Consider the following 15,763-nt stretch of genomic DNA (forward strand, 5'->3'; position numbering starts at 1 on the left):
CTCAATAAGGTGCCCAAGTCCGTGCAGCCGGGCATGAAGGCGGCCCTGCGGGAGATCTATCTCGCCCCGACACGAGCTCAGGCCGAGGTCGCTGTCGATCTGTTCGAGCAAGCCTATGGCGCGCGCTATCCGAAAGCCGTCGAGTGCCTGCGCAAGGACCAGCGGGCACTGCTGGCGTTGAGAACCACGAACCCGATCGAGAGTGTATTCGCCACGGTCCGGCATCGCACGGTGCGCACCAAAGGCTCGCTGTCGCCAACGACACGAGCATGCTGACCTGCCTTACCCCCGACCGTTTAAATCGGTTCGCATTGGTCTCGAGTGGGCGATACGATCGATACGCCTATGGGGAAAATCGCCTATGAGGCCAGCGCAAATCCATTCACGCTATTGGTCTTGCGCTGCACCTCGGTCGTCGGTGCAATTGGTCTGGTGGCATAATATCGGGTCCGGTACCAAGCACGCAAAGCAGAACGACTGACTGGTTAAACCGGCATCCCTTGACGTCGTAACCCTGCGAATTTCGTCGAGACGCTCCGTGCCACACCGCCGGCAACCAAAATGTTGCAACGGATCCTTCAAGTAAATTTACAGAATCTTTGCAAACGCATATCGCTGACCATGGTACGTTCACAACAAGGTCTGAAGTTAAGCACGGCTGAAAAAGCTGATGCTGATTTACGCTCGGACCGCCGCGCAGCACGCATGGAGGGTCGACGCCGATGGAAAGAAGAGCGCTCATCATGGTTGAAGGCACAAGGAGTAATGGTCTGCCATACATCCAAGCGGCCCAGCGTCTTGGCCTTCATCCAATTACCCTGTCAGCTGATCCAGCTCAGTACGACTATCTTGCGGCAGAAAACATTGAGGCAATCCGTGTCGATACAGATAATCTCGATGCGCTGATCCACGAATGTTCCCGGCTACGTGAGACCTATGACATTGCTGGCATTACGTCTGCCAGGGAGTCAGTCTATGCGACCGCTGGCAAGCTCTGCCGGTATTTCGACCTACCGGGACCAAACCCCGCATCGATTGAACGATGCTGCAACAAGTTCACTCAACGTCAACTCCTCTCGGAGGCCGGCGTTCCAATACCTGCTTTTCGCGTGGCAGCGAATGTGACAGACGTAAAAAATTCCGCCGCGGAGATCGGCCTGCCGGTAATCCTTAAGCCAGTCGTGGGTATCGGCAGCAGCGGTGTCCGATTGTGCCGCACTGTCGAAGAATTAGCCGAACATACGACATATCTGTTGGGCGGGACGCACATATGGCGGTCTGCGCCGCGGATACTGGTCGAAGAATTCGCACAGGGCCCGTACTATAGCGCTGACACAATGGGAAATGAAGTCATTGCGATTGGTGCCGCTGACTTCGACCGCATGCCGCATTTCGTTTTTCGGGAATTCACCTTTCCGGCCCCGCTGACTAATGACGAGCATAAGCGTATCGCCGGTCTTTCGCTGAGCTGTTTGCAAGCCCTCGGTCTTGGCTGGGGGCCAGCGAACATTGAATTCCGGTGGACGAAGCGTGGCCCAGTCGTCATTGAGGTCAATCCGCGAATTCCTGCCGCGCCCACTCCTAAACTGGTTCAGCTGGCTTGCGGCATCGATCTCGTTACCGAGCACATCAAGCTTGTTATCGGCGAGGAATGGGGTTTGCGCAGAAGGCATTCGTACACTGCGGCTGCGCGGTTCCTCGTTCCTGATCGCGATGGCACCCTCGATTGGATAGACGGCCACAGTCGGGCGGCTGCTGTATCAGGTGTCGCTGAGGTCAGATTGTATGTTAAGCCCCAGACGCCGATCATCAGGAAAGGTGATGACGGAGACTGTATCGGATATGTCATCGCCTCTTCACCCAGCTCAACTCGAACCGAGGCAATACTTCAATGTGCCGTCGATTTAATTAGTTGGTCAATCACACCATTTCCGACCCTTGGCGAACAGGAACAATCAGCGACCCCAAACCTCTACGCACCGGCGGAGGTGGCGGCGGATAAGAGGTGATCATCGCCGACACGAACCGGATCAGCGGACTTAGGCACGCGGCATGGTGCGCCGCACGCTCGACGCCGCGTAAGCGTGAAGTCGAAGCAGAACAGAATGCGATAATCGAACCCTTGAGGGAGTTCGGCCAGCCAATCTCTCGGCTCGGCCTCGAAGCCAGCCAATCTCTCGGCTCGGCCTCGAAGCTGGTCCGACTGCATCCTGGCTACATAGCGAGTTGCTCTCGGCCGTGCCGGCGATGCGCGCTTCCGACATGCCAAGCGGGCGGCCAAGCGCGTTGGCTCCGCGGTTCGGATTGACGTGCTCGGCATCGTAGGGAAGGCCGAGGTCACGCAGGATTGCGATCTCCTGGCCGGCAGGGCGTCATTGAGTTCGATGACGTCAAAATCGCCCCTCTTCAGGCCGAGTCGCGTGCAGAGCTTCTTCGTCGCGGGTGCTGGGCAAAGCCCACGATGCGCGGCGCCCGTGGACGCCGCGCCGAGGATGCGGGCGATGGGTTTGAACCCGTAGCGCTCGACGGCCTCCTCTGAGGTGACGATCAGCGCCGCGGCTCCGTCACTGAGAGCCGACGCATTGCCCGCCGTCACTGTGTCACCCCGTGCAATGGGGCGGGCAGGCGCGAGAACGCTTTCATCGTGGTTTTGGGACGGGGTTGATCGTCCTTCTCCACGACCCCTGGTTCCTTCTTGCACTGGAGGATCGTCATGCATTGGCCCAATCGCGCAGGCCGATCGACATGATGGTCCAAGGCTGGTCCGTGAGCTTGTTCGATCACACATCTTGCTGCCCTACTCAATAAGCCAGCCGAGGGACGAGGGAGAGGCGGTCCAACTTGCCGGCTTTGAGCTTCTGGAAAACGCTTAAGGTTTCGGGGCGGTCCGGGAACAGATAGAGCCCAGTCTGGGCATCCAGTTCAATGGCAATTGTGCCGCTGTAAATGCGGTCATAGATCCAGTACGGGGTGACGCCGAGCTGGGCCGCGAGTTGCGACACGGTGAGGTAGCCGGGGATGCGGCGCGGATGCGACTGGTGGCGCTCGCGCAGGATGCCATGTCGCAACCGGATGGCCTGGACCGTGCTCGGCAACACCGCCTGGCGCAGGGGTGAACGGTGCCCGGCGGCACTGAGCGCAGCGGCAATTGCTGCATCACTCTCACCCGCGCGGGCGCGCTCGACGATGGCGGCTTCCATCTCGCCGCTGCGCGACAGCTCGGCAAGCGAGCCAACTGTGATCGGCAGCGCGATCTCGCTCGTCGCTCCGCCGCGCCAGACGAGGCGCAGGGCGATCGTGTCCCGGACGGCGCGGTGAATCACCACCTTATCGATGAGGCAGCGCAGGAGCGCCTTCTTGCCCGCCGTGGTAAGGGCCGGCTGGTGCCACAGGTCCGGCAGGCGCTGGCCGACCTCGGCGAAGGCAGCGTGGAGATCGGGGCTGATGCCGAATGGGACGACGCGGCCCGCTTCCTGGGCCGCGTCGGCGAGCGCGGCTTCGGCCTGGCGTAGATCGCGCAACGTCTCCTCCCAGCGCCGCTCGAGCTCGGCGGCGACGAGACGGTTGTCCGGATCGACCGGATCGAACTGCCGCTCGGTCAGCGCCGCCCGGTAGCGCAGCCGCTCCACCTGCTGCGCCTGAGCCTTCAGCGCCGCAGCATCCGCCTCGCGCCGGAGCGCCACGGCCCGTGCGTAGGCGTCCAGCTCGGCCGGAGCGAGGGCCTTGAAGAAAGCCGCCACGGCCTCGGCATCGACGGGAGCGGCCGGGATGACCTGACACACCGGAACGCCGTGCTGCTGGCGCAGATAGTTGCACATGTACCGGACCCCGCCCTTGTACTGGACCACCATCTTGTGGCCGCACGCGCCACAGTACACGATCCCGTGCAGCAGCGCGGCGCCCGTCTGCGGCACGCCGCGCGTCTTGTTCCGGTCGTACTCGGCGTAATTGTCGCGCAGCATGGCGTCGATCTTCTCGAACGTCGTCCAGCTGATATAGGCGGGGTACTGGTCCTTCACGACGATTCTCCACTGCTCGCGCGGGAGCTTCTTCTGAGGTGCCCTGGCCGAGGGCGCAGTGCGGACCGAGCGGGTGCGTCCGTAGACGAAGTCGGGTAGCCATGCTCCGTTACCGAAGCCTAGCCCCCTCAGAATCGGACATGACGATTGCTCGTCATCCGGCTCAAGCCTCAGCCGTTCGATACCCGACCTGCTGATGGTGTCGATGGTGGCACCATCGATGCAGGAGGCGCAGGTTCCTCATCTCGTCCCCGCCGCCTGTGTGGCGGGACTGGACATGGTGCACGTTCATCATGTTGATGTCCGCGTCTGGATCGAACGGGACACCACATGCGGCACAAGCATAGTCCTGAGTGCGCAGGAGGTGCCTGTCTCCGGCTGGAGAGGCAGCACGCCGCCAGTCATATCCGCCGCCGTTCTTCCCAATAGGGATGGGCGTCCGGAATCGAGGGGGCTGCTGCGTCCCTTGACCTTGATGTGGCGGACGATCCTGCTGTCGCTGTAGCAGGGCAGCATCGCCGCCCCTAGTACCACCGCGTCGGCGAAGTTTCACACCCGCGTCTGGGTCGGCCTGAAATAGCGAGCCTTGGCCCAGCGCTTGCTCTTCTGCGGGTGGCGCCGTCTGGCCCACGCCCACAGCATCTGCCAGACCCGATGATTGAGATAGGCAAAGGTGGTGGCGGAACAGGCGTGGCGGTAGTACAGGGTCCAACCCTGGATCATCGGAGTCAGAACCCGCACCACCGCGCCGGCGGGAACCTGCCGATGGGCGTCGAGATAGGCTTCGATCGCGCGCAGATGTGCGCGGACCTTGGCCTTCTCGGGCGTGATCAGCAGCTTCCCATTGCGGACCTTCCGGATTGTGAACCCAAGGAAGTTGAAGCCCTCGTCAATCGAGACGACGCGGGTCTTCTCCTGATTCAGCGCGAGCCCTCTCGTTGCAAGGAACGCCTCGATTGTGGGCTGCACATACTGCTCCAGGATCTCCTTCGACCGGGCTGTTACGAGGAAGTAGAGTAGGCGGCTAGCGAGTTGCCGTTGCTGGCACTTTTCCAACCGCACCGGGTCACCGGAGGCGGTCACCCGCCCCCGGTTCCCACAAAACGTGGCGTGTGGAGCTACCGCACCACGCTCTTCGGCAGTTGGTTCACAGCACCGCGAGTGCCTGCAGTTCGCGGTGGGGAGCCGCAGCTTGGGTCGCAGGAGCGGGTTCCGTTCTTTGATCTGGTTGAAAGTGCTCCAACTGAGGCGTCCGCTATCACGGCTGCGGCTGCCCAGCATTCTGCGCCAGTAACGCTCCACGCCCTGGTACACCTTGATCAGCGACTGGAGATTTCCCGCGACGCCATAATAGGCATAGTGGCCGCGCAGGACGCGGTTTATGTCCGCGACCTGATCACTGATTTCATCATGCCGGATTCGCCGCATCAGCTCCCGCAGAGACAGACGGCTCGATTGCAGACCTTCCTCGATGCGGTGCCGCTGGCCAAGGAGAAAATAATTGCGGCCTGATCCTGTCGGACAGGCTCAACCCGATCACTCTCTGACGCCGACTGTCCGACCAAATGCTGACTACTACAGCTAATATGGCTTGGCTATGGCTTGGCGCAGCCAGGAAATCAATTAATGAGGGCCGAGCCAAATTTTGCGCGGGCACTCGTAGCAGTCTGCTCTTTGACCACAGGTTATGACGATGACATTGATGGCCTTGCTCATCTTCGCGGGCGCCTTGATCGCTGATTCCGTTAGTCCGGACCGACCGTGGCCTCGCTTGTCGCGCGGGTCCTGTCGCAGGGCGTGCAGACTGTTTTGCTCTTCCTCATCGCGGCATAGCTCGGCGAGGCCCTCCGGCTCAGTGTAGCCATTGCCGTGTCGGGCGACATGTAAAACTGCCCCCGCATTGCCTCACGTTGAATGTTACCGGTAGGCTCACTGTCCCGGACGGGATGCGTCATCTTTTGTCATCCTGTTGCGGGGATGGTGGATGGCAAGGCGTCTCAGCATGGCAACACGCTCGGAACTGATTGAAGCAATCATCGAGCGCTACCGATCAAGCCGCCGGGCGGACAAGCAGCGCATCCTGGATGAGTTCGTTGCGGTCACCGGCTATCACCGCAAGCATGCCATCCGGGTCCTCTGTCGACGTGAGAGCAAGCCGTCCGCTGCCAGGCAACACGCCACCCGGTATGATGCCAGGGTTCGCGAGGCCTTGGTTGTGTTGTGGGAGGCGTCCGACCGCCTCTGCTCAAAGCGCCTGAAGCCGATGATCCCCATTTTGTTGCCGGCCCTTGCGCGGTATGGCCGGCTTGATGTGGATGACGAGTTGCAGGGCAAGTTGCTGACGGTCAGCGCGGCCACGATGGACCGGCTGCTGTCGTAAGTGCGCGTTGTCGCCCGTGGCGGTCAGCGCCGTCGCGCTGGCATGAGTTCGGCGGTGCGCCGCTCGGTGCCAGTGCGCACCTTCGGAGACTGGGACGATCCTGTGCCCGGTTACATCGAGGTCGACTTCGTGGCCCATTCCGGCACATCGTCCTCCGGCAGCTTCGTGCAGACGATAGTTCTAACCGATATCGCTACGGGCTGGACCAAGTGCGTGCCGGTGCGCACGCGGGACAGCGGTCTGGTGATTGCGGCGATCCAGCAGGCCCGGTCGCTGTTTCCCTTTCCTCTGCTGGGCGTGGACTTCGACAATGACAGCGCCTTCATGAACGAATTGGTGGTCTGCTGGTGTCGAGGCCAGGGGCTGGAGGTGACGCGGTCGCATGCCTACCGCAAGAACGACCAGGCCTGGGTGGAGCAGAAGAACGGCGCCATCGTGCGCAGGCTGGTGGGCTATGGCAGGTTTGTCGGGTCAGAAGCGACGGCCTCGCTTGCTCGCCTCTACGCTGTGGCGCGTCTGCACGGCAATCTGTTCCAGCCGTCGTTCAAGCTGCGGGAGAAGACCCGGATCGGAGCTCGTGTGATCAAGCGCTATCATGCGCCAGTTCCGCCTGCTGCCCGCGTGTTGGCTCATCCCGGCGTGAGCGAGGCAGACAAAGAGCGGCTACGGGACCTGTTAGAAGCATCAGATCCTGTCACGCTATTTACTGGTATCCGCGTGGCCCAGGAAGAGCTTGGGAAACGGGTTGATCGTCGTGGCCTGAACAGCAAGCCTGAGGAACCAGTCGCCATTGATCTTCAGCGCTTCGCGGCAGGCTTGAAGACGGCCTGGCAGGCCGGCGAGACACGACCGACGCATCGACGGCCTTATCGGCGAGTAAAGCCGTATCCAAAGCGGCCGAGCATGTTTGAGCCGTATGAGGCCCAGATCAAGGCATGGCTTGAGGCCGAGCCCGCGATCCCGGCGGCAACGGTGCTCCAGCGTCTCATGGGTGCCGATCCGTCGCGCTTCCGGACGAGGAGCCTGAGGATGGTGCAAAGGGTCGTAAAGGCTTGGCGGGCTGACGTGATGGGGCGGATCATACTCGACGGGGACTGGATCAAGCGGGCGCATGCCTACCCTTCAGCCGCGGAAGGAGAGATCGTCCGCTCCATCACAACGCCTGGTAACATTCTCCGGTGAGGCACAGGAGGGGTCAATTCCTGGATTCGCTTGACAATTGCCGGGCTTGCTGCACTGGCGGCCTCATTCAATCTGCTCTTCGAGATCATCAAGCGGGCGGGTGCCGCCTACCTGTTCTACCTTGCTTGGGCCCTGTTCACGAGCAAACTGAAGGTTAGCGAGACCAATCTTCCCATGGAGGGCAGAGGCATCACGGTCGTCCTCTCCGGGCTTTCAATCTCGATCGGGAACCTGAAGAACATGCTGCTCTGTCTCACTCTGATGCCGTCGCTCATCGACATGCAGGTAGTGGCTGCAATGGGCTGGCTCCAGCTCGTCGCAACGCCTCTCATCATGCTGGTCGCCGTCGATCTGTCTTGAGTCTTCTTGGCAGTCAAAGCGAGACAGTTCCTTCGGAACAGCCGCGCCATCCGACGCATCAATCAGATCAGCGGCGGTGCTATGGCGCTTGCAGTGGCAGCTATCGCAGCGCGGTAGGCGGCAAGGGCATTTGGGAGGCCCCGCTCCATCAAGGGCATTCTGCGAAATTAGAGGCTCATGGAGGAGGCTCGCTCCTTCGGCTCCAGCAGCTTTCTCATGAAGTAGCAGTTTGAGCCGCGGGGATAGTCATCAAGGGAGCCAAAGAGCTCAAATCCATTCTTCTCGTAGAAGCCACGAGCCTGAAATCCGAAGGTCTTGAGCCAGACACCAACGCAATTCCGTACCCGCCCGACTTCCTCAGCCTTCTGTAGGAGCAACGTGCCGACATTCTGTCCCCGCCACTGCTCGGGCACCACGAGGAGCTCGATGAATACCCAGTCGTAAGAGGATTTGCCCCACAAGCCTCCGAGCGTCTCGCCAGTGTTGGGATCACGCAGCAAGATCGCAAGCGGCTGGAAGCGGGAGGGCGGGCCCTTACTGTCATTGTAGGAGATGAGAGGGTGTAGGATCGCATCATAATCAGCAGGACTGGGTGCTTCGCTCACAATAATCTCGGGAAGGCTCATGCTCATACGCTCTCTGTACGCTCCGTGATTGATGAAGCGAGGCTTTATCTGCTGAGACTGGTTTGCACAACCGAGCACCATCCATCCCATTTCATAAAAGGGAGCATGAGGAGTTGTGTGGCAGTTAGGCTGACACCCGGCCATCGCATCTAACATCGTCGTTCATCATGCCAGGATACCCGCGCTCGAATGTGGCACGCAGGGAGCCTTTCAAGGTCTCGGTCCGTGTCTGCAGGAGCAGATGAGCTCCGCGTCGGCTCCACTGCATCTGTTGCTTTTTGCAAAGCATTAACTAATCATGGTGCGGGCTCCGGTGAAGCCGGACACATTTCTGGTCTGACCCTGGGTCATGGGAGATGGTGGATTGAGATTGTCCGGTCGTCAATTGGACGATGATGCGGCGGCCGAGGAAAGCTGCTTGCGCAGGCTCACGCCGGAGAGTTCAATCCGGTAGGCATTGTGGACGAGACGATCCAAGATCGCATCGGCAATGGTCGGATTGCTGATGATCCCATACCAGCGATCGACCGGGATCTGGCTCGCGACGATGGTGGAGCGCCGCTCGTACCGATCCTCGACAATCTCCAGCAGATCCCGCCGCTGATCGTCATTGAGCTTCTCGGGGCCCCAATCATCAAGAATCAGCAGGTCCACGCGGGCCAGCGCCTTGAGCATCCGCGCGTAGCGGCCGTCTCCCCGCGCCAGAGCGAGCGCCGCAAACAGCCTGGGGCACGGTGATACACCACTGAGAAGTCCTCCCGGCACGCCTTCTGGCCCAGCGCGCACGCGAGCCAGCTTTTTCCGACCCCGGCTGGCCCGGTCAGCAAGAGCCCGCGGCGCTCACGGATCCAGTCGCAGCCGGACAGCTTGAGGAAGAGCCCGCGATCAAGACCGCGCGCCGCCCTGAAGTCGACATCCTCGACATGAACGTCGTGGCGCAGACGAGCCGCCCGGGCCCGGCTCTCAAACCGCTTCTGACAGCGCAGCGTCGCCTCCCGCTCGAGCAGGAGTGCAAGCCAGTCACCATGCTCCAGGGCGCGGGCCTCGGGCTGGGATTGCAGATCCTTGAAGGCACTGGCCATGCCATGAAGACCGAGGTCGGTCAGCAGGGCGAGAGTGGGATGAGTCAACATGCAGGGTCTCCTTAGTGGAAGTAGCCCGGGCCACGCAGGTTGGCGTGCTCCAGAATGGCGGTGGGTTCGGGGTCGCGGGCGGGTTGGGCGGCCAGGCGGTTGGCCAGGATGGAGGCGCTGCTCTTGTAGGTGAGCGCCCCGATCTGGAGGGCGCGTGCCGAGACCGCTTCCGCGCGAGAGGGGTCGAGATCGCGCAACAGGCGCAAAACCCCGAGACAGGTCCGAAAGCCCTGCTCGGGATGCGGGCGGTGCGCCAGAATGGCCGTGATCAGGCCTTCGGTCTGCGGGCCGATCGACGCCGCCCAACGGCGGAAGCGCTCCGGGGTCCAGTCGGCATAGCGCCGATGCGAGCTCGGCATGTGGTCCGGATCGGTGCCGTGCCGGCGGCCACCGTAGCGGCGCTGATGGGCTGCCACGCGCTGGCCGCGGTGGAAGATCTCGATCGTGCGGCTGGTGGCGCGCAGGTCGACCTGCTCGCGGATCAGGCCGTGCGGGACCGAATAGAAGAAGCTCTCGTACTCGACGTGATAGTCTGTGCCGACCCGGGCGAAGCGCCATTCAGCAAACTCGTAGTCGTCGCCCGGCAGCGGTGCCAGCGCCTGGCGCTCCATCGTCTCGAAGAGATGCCGGCGGCTGACGCCGAGGCGGCGCACGACATGATCGTTGATGCGCTCGCACGCGCCGGCAATCGCCGCATTGGCCTCGGCCAGCGAGAAGAAGGTCTGGTGCCGCAGCCGTCCGAGAATGCAGGCCTGGGCAAAGCGCACGCCATTCTCCACTTTGGCTTTGTCCTTGGGCTTTCGTGGCCGCGCCGGCAGAACGCCGACGCCGTAATGCGCGGCCATCATGCCGTAGCTGCGGTTGATCTCCGGATCGTAGAACGAGGCCCGGTTGACGCCGCTCTTCACGTTGACCAGGTTATGTGGCCGCCGGCCGGGATCTCATGGATTTTAGATCTCATGGATTTTACGGCCTTTTGGATTCATCGGCGCCACATCGCGCTAAAGCATCGGACAGTTAAATGGACGCATATCCGGCGGCCCTGAGATAGTTCCAACACTCCTGTGGCTCGAAGAGATTGCAGATGCCGCCGAGGGCGTGCCAAAGCGCGTCGAACGTTCGGGCCTCGGCCTTGCGCAGGTGCGCTTTGATCCTGGCGAAGGCTTGCTCAATTGGATTAAGATCGGGCGAATAAGCCGGCAGGAACAGGAACCAGGCTCCGCGTTGCTTCAGACACTGGGCGGCCCTTTCACTCTTGTGAACAGCCAGGTTGTCGAGGATCACTACATCGCCTTTGCGCAGCGTCGGCGCGAGCTGCGTCTCGATGTAAGCCTCGAACGCCAGGCGGGTGATCGGGCCATCGATGATCCACGGCGCGCTTAGTTTATGACAGCGCAGCCCAGCCATCACGGGCATGGCAGAAGACCTCTATTGTTGATCGGCCCGTATCTCATGTGACGATCATCGATCCCCATCACGCCCTGAGCGGACAGCAGTTCGAACTCGTGTCCGTGCACTCCGCACGTGGGCCATCCTTTGTCGTGATCGCGCTGCCTGATGGCCGCCGGCGCTCCGTTCGCCGGTCCATCACCGATTTGGCTGGGGCCACCAGCACCAACAGGTCAGACGCGGCTCTGCGGGTCAGCGTCCGGACCCTGCTCCCACTGGCGCAGCATTTGGCCGCCATAATCACCGCGTCCGCACAGGAGGGGATCGGCCATGGCCAAACGCGTCCTTTCGCGCCGGGAGGCGGCTCCTCCGGCAGCGCTGCACCTGAACCGCTCCAGGAACATCCCGCCTCGACCGTGGCCGAGCCTCCCGACCGAGACCCAGACACAGATGGCGCAGCTTCTAGCCGAACTTCTGCGGCGGATGCACCCGATCAGGGAGAGCGCAGATGGTGACCACCCCGAACCTGTCTGACGACCACCTCACGGCAGCTCGTCGGGCCAAGCTGGCCTATATCTACGTGCGCCAGTCCTCGTTGACCCAAGTCAAGCAGCATCAGGAGAGTACTGAGCTGCAGTACCGTCTGGTTGAGCGGGCTGAGGCATGGGGCTGGCCGCGCGAGCGGATCCAGGTCATCGACGAGGATCTGGGCAAGTCCGGTGCCGGCACGGCCGAGCGTTTGGGCTTCCAGAAGCTGATCACCGAGATCAGCCTCGACGCCTCGCGCTTGGCGCGTAACAATCGCGACTGGCATCAGTTGCTGGAATTGTGCTCGCTGTTCGGCGTGCTGATCGCCGATGGTGAGCGGCTGTTTGACCCGTGTGCCTATCACGACCGTCTACTGCTCGGCCTGTCCGGCATCATGAGCGAAGCGGAACTGCATCAGATTAGGCTTCGCCTGCACCAGGGTCAGCGACAGAAGGCGGCTCGCGGTGAGCTCAGCCTGCCGGTTCCGGCCGGATTGGCCTATGACCCCGCCGGGGCCGTCACCCTCAACCCGGACGAGGAGGTGCAAGCCCGCTTGGCGCTGGTGTTCACTAAGTTCCGCGAGTGGCACAGTGCCCATGCGGTAATGCGCCATCTTCGGGCCAACGGGCTTCCGGTGCCGGTGCGGTCCTCCCGCGGGCCCGCCCCGCAGGACGTGATCTGGCGCGAGGCCACCAGTGCCCAGGTGCTCAGCATCCTTCACAATCCCGCCTATGCCGGCGCGTATGTTTATGGGCGCCGGCATCAAGCCCCCAGCCAGACGCGAGCAGGATCCCGTCGGCCCGGCCGGACGGTGGTTCCCATCGCCGAGTGGGCGGTGTGCCGTCAGGCGGCTCATGCAGGCTACATCAGCTGGGAGGAGTTTATGGCCAACCAGCGTCATCTAGCCGACAACACCAATCATCCCGCGGCGGGTCATCCGGGTGCGCCCCGCAAGGGCTTGGCACTTCTGCAGGGGATCGCGGTGTGCGGCCGGTGCGGTCGCCGCATGAGCGTGCACTACACCGGTCCGAAAGGCGATTATCCGGGTTATGTCTGCCGGACCGACCGGGATTGTCAAGCGAATCCAGGAATTGACCCCTTTGCCGAACTGAGGAATTGAGCCCCTTCACTGGTTTGCGGTTTTGTTGGTTTCGAGTGCCGGTCCGGTCTTCTGCAGAAGACCGGACCGGCGTTTTTCGCGCAGCCGATAGCTGTCGCCGCGAATGGTGATCACCGTGGAATGGTGAAGCAGACGATCAAGGATCGCGGTCGCCACGACGGGATCGCCAAAGACGCTCCCCCACTCTCCCACGGAGCGATTGGAGGTGATCAGGATCGATCCCTTCTCGTAGCGCCGGGACACCAGCTGGAAGAACAGGTGGGCCGCATTGGCCTCGAATGGCAGATAGCCGAGTTCGTCGATGATCAGCAATTTCGGCCGTGATAGGCTCGTCAACTGCTTGTCGAGCGAGCCGTCGCTATGGGCCTTGGCCAGCATCGCCACCAGCGTGGCGGCCGTGACGAACTGAACGTTGTAGTTCTGGCGGATCGCCTCGCGGCCAAGGCTTACAGCAAGATGCGTTTTGCCCGTGCCCGGAGGGCCGAGGAACAGCACTGTGTCGCCGTGGGCGATCCAGCGGCAGGTCGCCAGTTCCCTGATCTGCCCTTGATCCAGCGACGGCTGCGCCTCGAAGTCGAAGCCGTCGAGTTCGCGCACGAAGGGGAACTGCGCCAGCTTGCTCGACATGGAGATGCGCCGCTCATCGCGCCGGGCGATCTCGCGCGACACCAAGAAAGCCAGAGACTCACGCAAGGTCATCTTCGAGCGGGCTGCCTCGTCCAGCAGCGTGTCGAGTTGATCGCGGATTGCCGTCAGCTTCAGCCGATCGAGCGTTGCGACGAGCATGTCGTGATCCACGTTCGTCATCACCAGCCTCCTCCGACGACGGCCTCGTATTCGGCAAGCGGCCGCAACAAGGCAGGAGGATCAATCTCAATGAGGGCGGCGCGCGGCTGTCGCTTCCAGGGTGAGAGTGTCTGGCTGTTGCGGGTTCGGTGGGGAATTGCCTCAGCCAAGATCAATGGCATTGCGGCCAACCCGCCGCGCTGGTCGGATGGGAGCTTCTCGGTTCAGGGTGCGGCCGCGGCCTTGGACGTGACGACGCAAACGGCCCTCACGTATCTGGCCGACGGGCTGCTGACCGGCCGCCAGTTACGCAAAGGACAGCCCTGGCAGATTGACCTGACAGACGATCAGATCCGTGACCTGCGGGCTCGGCTGCAACGCACCAGACGACCAAAGAAGGAGGCATCATGAAAACACCTTCATGAAGGTATGGGTCTTCCAGTGACCCAAAGGAGCGCTTGCGTGTAACCGCTGCCCCCGGCGAGAGCGCCCGCGCAGGCGAGTCATCCTGGTGTTGACGTAGGTCTCGTCCAGGAACACCAACCGGTGCGGCTGTTGGCGCATGCGGGCCTGACGCTGCCCTGTCCAGACGCGGCGCTCCTCACGCACATCGGCGCGTGCGCACTCCGCCGCCATCAGCTGTTTTTTTATACGTGAAGCCGTGCCGGCACAGGAAGCGCGAGAGCATCGCTGGGGCCGCGACGATCCCGTGCTCGTCCAGCAAACGGGCCGCCAGTTCGGGCATGGTGATGGCGGGCCTTGCCTCGACCGTCTGGATCAGGAAGCTCTCATAGGGCACCAGCTTGCCACGCCCAGGCGGACGGCCCTGACGGGCTGGCGCCGGCGAGCCGGTGTCCCGTGTTCGCCGCACCAGCTTGATGGCGAAGCTCTCGCTGACGTCAAAATGCTGGGCGGCCGCCCGGCAGGAATGGCCCGCCTGGACAAAGTCGGCCACCCGCACCCGAAGATCGAGAGAATAGCAGTGACCCATGATCCACCTCCCGTTCCAGGCAGTGAATCACAGATTGCACCAGGCCAAACCCAGGAGTTGGATTTCCAGTCCGGTGCTCTAGCACGCTATTGGGAGCAACCTCCCTTTCCCTCGTTGGGAATGGAGATTGTCATGTTGGAACGCTATTTTGTCAAGCCAGAAACGGTCGACCGGATCAGGATGTCCTGGTTGGGTCCTCACATCGAGTTTTACATCACTGCCCTCACCGAGCAGGGCTACTCGGCGCGTAGCATTCTGCGGCGCGTTCCGATCCTGATGCGGTTTGGGGAATTTGCTCACGCGCGGCATATCACCTCGGTGGCCCAAGCCGAAGGAAGAGTAGATGCGTTCGTTGCCGAATGGCTGGCGGCGCGGCGTGACAAATCCGTCGGTCTCCTGTCAGTACCGGAGTGAATCTCCCCAAAGGTGCCGATTCAATTTTCCCCAGGTGACGTAGCGTCCGGCTTCCCCTGGCGCGCCAGGGGAAGCCGGATTGCCCTTTCTCGCCGATGATCGCCCCATCGCCACGATGGAGATCCCGGCCGCATGATCCACCTCAGGGAGTTAATGATGATCCTCGATCTTCATCGCCAAGGCCTCTCCGTCTCAGCCATCGCCCGCCAACTCGGCCTCGACCGCAAGACGGTGCGCAAGTACATCGACCGCGGTCTCGAACCGCCCGCCTATGGACCGCGCCCGCCGCGGCCCAAGCGCCTCGACGCCTTCACCGACTATCTGCGCGAACGCATCACTACCTTTCCGGCTCTAACAGGCACGTGCCTGTGGCGCGAGATCAAGGAGCTCGGGTACACCGGCGGCTACACGGCCATCACCACGTTCCTGCGCGAGGTCCGGCCGCACGAGCCGCCACCCTTCGAGGTCCGTTTCGAGACGCCGCCCGGCCACCAGGCCCAGGTCGATTTTGCCCGCTTCAAGGCCGTCTTCGACGACGAGCCGGGCGTGTGCCGCATCGTCTGGCTGTTCTCGATGGTGCTCGGTCATTCCCGCTACATCTTCGCCCGCTTCGTCACGCATCAGGATCTCCAGACCGTCCTGCGCTGTCACATCGCCGCCTTCGACACCATTGGCGGCGTGCCGTGCGAGATCCTCTACGACCGCATGAAGACTGCCGTCACCGGCGAGGACGACGGCCATATCGTCTACAACCGCAGCCTGCTCGAACTCGCCGGCCACTACGGCTTCCATCCCAGAGCCTGTGCGCCCTACAGGGCCAAGACGAAGGGAAAGG

Annotated in this window: 19 protein-coding genes and 4 pseudogenes; 11 read left to right on the forward strand and 12 right to left on the reverse strand. The window is 62.2% G+C overall.

The window, feature by feature from the left end; genetic code table 11:
• A pseudogene (locus tag DC522_RS29005) lies at positions 1–264 on the forward strand (transposase); the annotation flags it as partial.
• Positions 265–722: 458 nt separating this feature from the next.
• Positions 723–2,009 (forward strand): acetyl-CoA carboxylase biotin carboxylase subunit family protein, encoded by a 1,287-nt coding sequence (locus DC522_RS29010; protein WP_116531997.1) that lies wholly within the window; start codon positions 723–725, stop codon positions 2,007–2,009.
• Here DC522_RS29010 and DC522_RS37585 read toward each other — a convergent pair.
• The 4 genes from DC522_RS37585 to DC522_RS35110 form a co-directional block, all read right to left on the reverse strand.
• Positions 1,973–2,596, reverse strand: coding sequence for a hypothetical protein (locus DC522_RS37585; protein ID WP_371680782.1), 624 nt, complete (start codon positions 2,594–2,596; stop codon positions 1,973–1,975). The genes DC522_RS29010 and DC522_RS37585 overlap by 37 nt on opposite strands.
• A 205-nt stretch (positions 2,597–2,801) precedes the next feature.
• Positions 2,802–4,019 carry a zinc ribbon domain-containing protein gene (locus DC522_RS29020; RefSeq protein WP_116531998.1) on the reverse strand — a complete coding sequence of 406 codons (1,218 nt, stop codon included), beginning with the start codon at positions 4,017–4,019 and terminating at the stop codon, positions 2,802–2,804.
• 163 nt (positions 4,020–4,182) lie between these two features.
• Complete coding sequence (locus DC522_RS37590) at positions 4,183–4,656, reverse strand: HNH endonuclease (protein WP_371680785.1); 474 nt, start codon at positions 4,654–4,656, stop codon at positions 4,183–4,185.
• A complete protein-coding gene (locus DC522_RS35110) occupies positions 4,569–5,102 on the reverse strand; it encodes a group II intron maturase-specific domain-containing protein (RefSeq protein WP_165820363.1) in 534 nt (177 codons plus the stop codon). Before DC522_RS35110 ends, DC522_RS37590 begins: the two co-directional genes overlap by 88 nt.
• A gap of 27 nt (positions 5,103–5,129) precedes the next feature.
• Here DC522_RS35110 and DC522_RS35115 point away from each other — a divergent pair, with 27 nt between their 5' ends.
• The 4 genes from DC522_RS35115 to DC522_RS29045 all read left to right on the forward strand — a co-directional run bounded on the left by DC522_RS35115 (position 5,130) and on the right by DC522_RS29045 (position 7,941).
• Complete coding sequence (locus DC522_RS35115) at positions 5,130–5,531, forward strand: hypothetical protein (RefSeq protein ID WP_165820364.1); 402 nt, start codon at positions 5,130–5,132, stop codon at positions 5,529–5,531.
• 490 nt (positions 5,532–6,021) lie between these two features.
• Positions 6,022–6,399, forward strand: a complete 378-nt coding sequence (locus tag DC522_RS36465; RefSeq protein ID WP_245444659.1) for a hypothetical protein — start codon at positions 6,022–6,024, stop codon at positions 6,397–6,399.
• Positions 6,400–7,581: a transposase family protein gene (locus DC522_RS29040; protein ID WP_245444660.1), complete on the forward strand. Its 1,182-nt coding sequence runs from the start codon at positions 6,400–6,402 to the stop codon at positions 7,579–7,581.
• 30 nt (positions 7,582–7,611) lie between these two features.
• On the forward strand, positions 7,612–7,941 hold the full coding sequence (locus DC522_RS29045; RefSeq protein WP_165820365.1) for a LysE family transporter: 330 nt from the start codon (positions 7,612–7,614) through the stop codon (positions 7,939–7,941).
• A 167-nt stretch (positions 7,942–8,108) separates the two neighbouring features.
• Here DC522_RS29045 and DC522_RS29050 read toward each other — a convergent pair whose 3' ends face one another.
• The 5 genes and pseudogenes from DC522_RS29050 to DC522_RS29070 form a co-directional block, all read right to left on the reverse strand.
• The gene (locus tag DC522_RS29050; protein ID WP_116532009.1) at positions 8,109–8,567 is read right to left on the reverse strand and encodes an N-acetyltransferase; all 459 of its coding nucleotides are present in this window, start codon (positions 8,565–8,567) and stop codon (positions 8,109–8,111) included.
• A 124-nt stretch (positions 8,568–8,691) separates the two neighbouring features.
• A pseudogene (locus DC522_RS29055) lies at positions 8,692–8,847 on the reverse strand (ISKra4 family transposase); the annotation flags it as partial.
• A gap of 101 nt (positions 8,848–8,948) precedes the next feature.
• Positions 8,949–9,700: pseudogene (gene istB / locus DC522_RS29060) on the reverse strand (IS21-like element helper ATPase IstB).
• A gap of 11 nt (positions 9,701–9,711) precedes the next feature.
• Positions 9,712–10,608 (reverse strand): hypothetical protein, encoded by an 897-nt coding sequence (locus tag DC522_RS29065; protein WP_245444661.1) that lies wholly within the window; start codon positions 10,606–10,608, stop codon positions 9,712–9,714.
• 109 nt (positions 10,609–10,717) lie between these two features.
• A pseudogene (locus tag DC522_RS29070) lies at positions 10,718–11,107 on the reverse strand (transposase); the annotation flags it as partial.
• Positions 11,108–11,419: 312 nt separating this feature from the next.
• Here DC522_RS29070 and DC522_RS36470 point away from each other — a divergent pair.
• Complete coding sequence (locus tag DC522_RS36470) at positions 11,420–11,623, forward strand: hypothetical protein (RefSeq protein WP_133239400.1); 204 nt, start codon at positions 11,420–11,422, stop codon at positions 11,621–11,623.
• Positions 11,598–12,737 (forward strand): recombinase family protein, encoded by a 1,140-nt coding sequence (locus DC522_RS29080; protein ID WP_116532004.1) that lies wholly within the window; start codon positions 11,598–11,600, stop codon positions 12,735–12,737. Before DC522_RS36470 ends, DC522_RS29080 begins: the two co-directional genes overlap by 26 nt.
• Positions 12,738–12,743: 6 nt before the next feature.
• Here DC522_RS29080 and istB (DC522_RS29085) read toward each other — a convergent pair whose 3' ends face one another.
• Positions 12,744–13,544 (reverse strand): IS21-like element ISSme2 family helper ATPase IstB, encoded by an 801-nt coding sequence (istB, locus tag DC522_RS29085; protein WP_116532005.1) that lies wholly within the window; start codon positions 13,542–13,544, stop codon positions 12,744–12,746.
• Between the two features lie 69 nt (positions 13,545–13,613).
• Between istB (DC522_RS29085) and DC522_RS35125 the strand changes: the two genes are divergently transcribed.
• Positions 13,614–13,934: a hypothetical protein gene (locus tag DC522_RS35125; RefSeq protein WP_165820361.1), complete on the forward strand. Its 321-nt coding sequence runs from the start codon at positions 13,614–13,616 to the stop codon at positions 13,932–13,934.
• Here DC522_RS35125 and DC522_RS29090 read toward each other — a convergent pair.
• A complete protein-coding gene (locus DC522_RS29090; RefSeq protein ID WP_116532006.1) occupies positions 13,929–14,159 on the reverse strand; it encodes a hypothetical protein in 231 nt (76 codons plus the stop codon). The genes DC522_RS35125 and DC522_RS29090 overlap by 6 nt on opposite strands.
• Positions 14,125–14,514 (reverse strand): IS630 transposase-related protein, encoded by a 390-nt coding sequence (locus DC522_RS29095; RefSeq protein WP_116532007.1) that lies wholly within the window; start codon positions 14,512–14,514, stop codon positions 14,125–14,127. The genes DC522_RS29090 and DC522_RS29095 overlap by 35 nt, the downstream gene beginning before the upstream one ends.
• A 132-nt stretch (positions 14,515–14,646) precedes the next feature.
• On the opposite strand from DC522_RS29095, the gene DC522_RS29100 reads away from it, so the two are divergent.
• Both DC522_RS29100 and istA read left to right on the forward strand, forming a co-directional pair.
• Positions 14,647–14,928 (forward strand): hypothetical protein, encoded by a 282-nt coding sequence (locus DC522_RS29100; protein WP_116532008.1) that lies wholly within the window; start codon positions 14,647–14,649, stop codon positions 14,926–14,928.
• A 132-nt stretch (positions 14,929–15,060) separates the two neighbouring features.
• The coding region (gene istA / locus DC522_RS29105) for an IS21 family transposase (protein WP_116532010.1) at positions 15,061–15,763 on the forward strand (703 nt) is incomplete at its 3' end.

This window comes from Microvirga sp. KLBC 81 (assembly GCF_003075415.1).
In the GTDB taxonomy this organism is placed as follows: domain Bacteria; phylum Pseudomonadota; class Alphaproteobacteria; order Rhizobiales; family Beijerinckiaceae; genus Microvirga.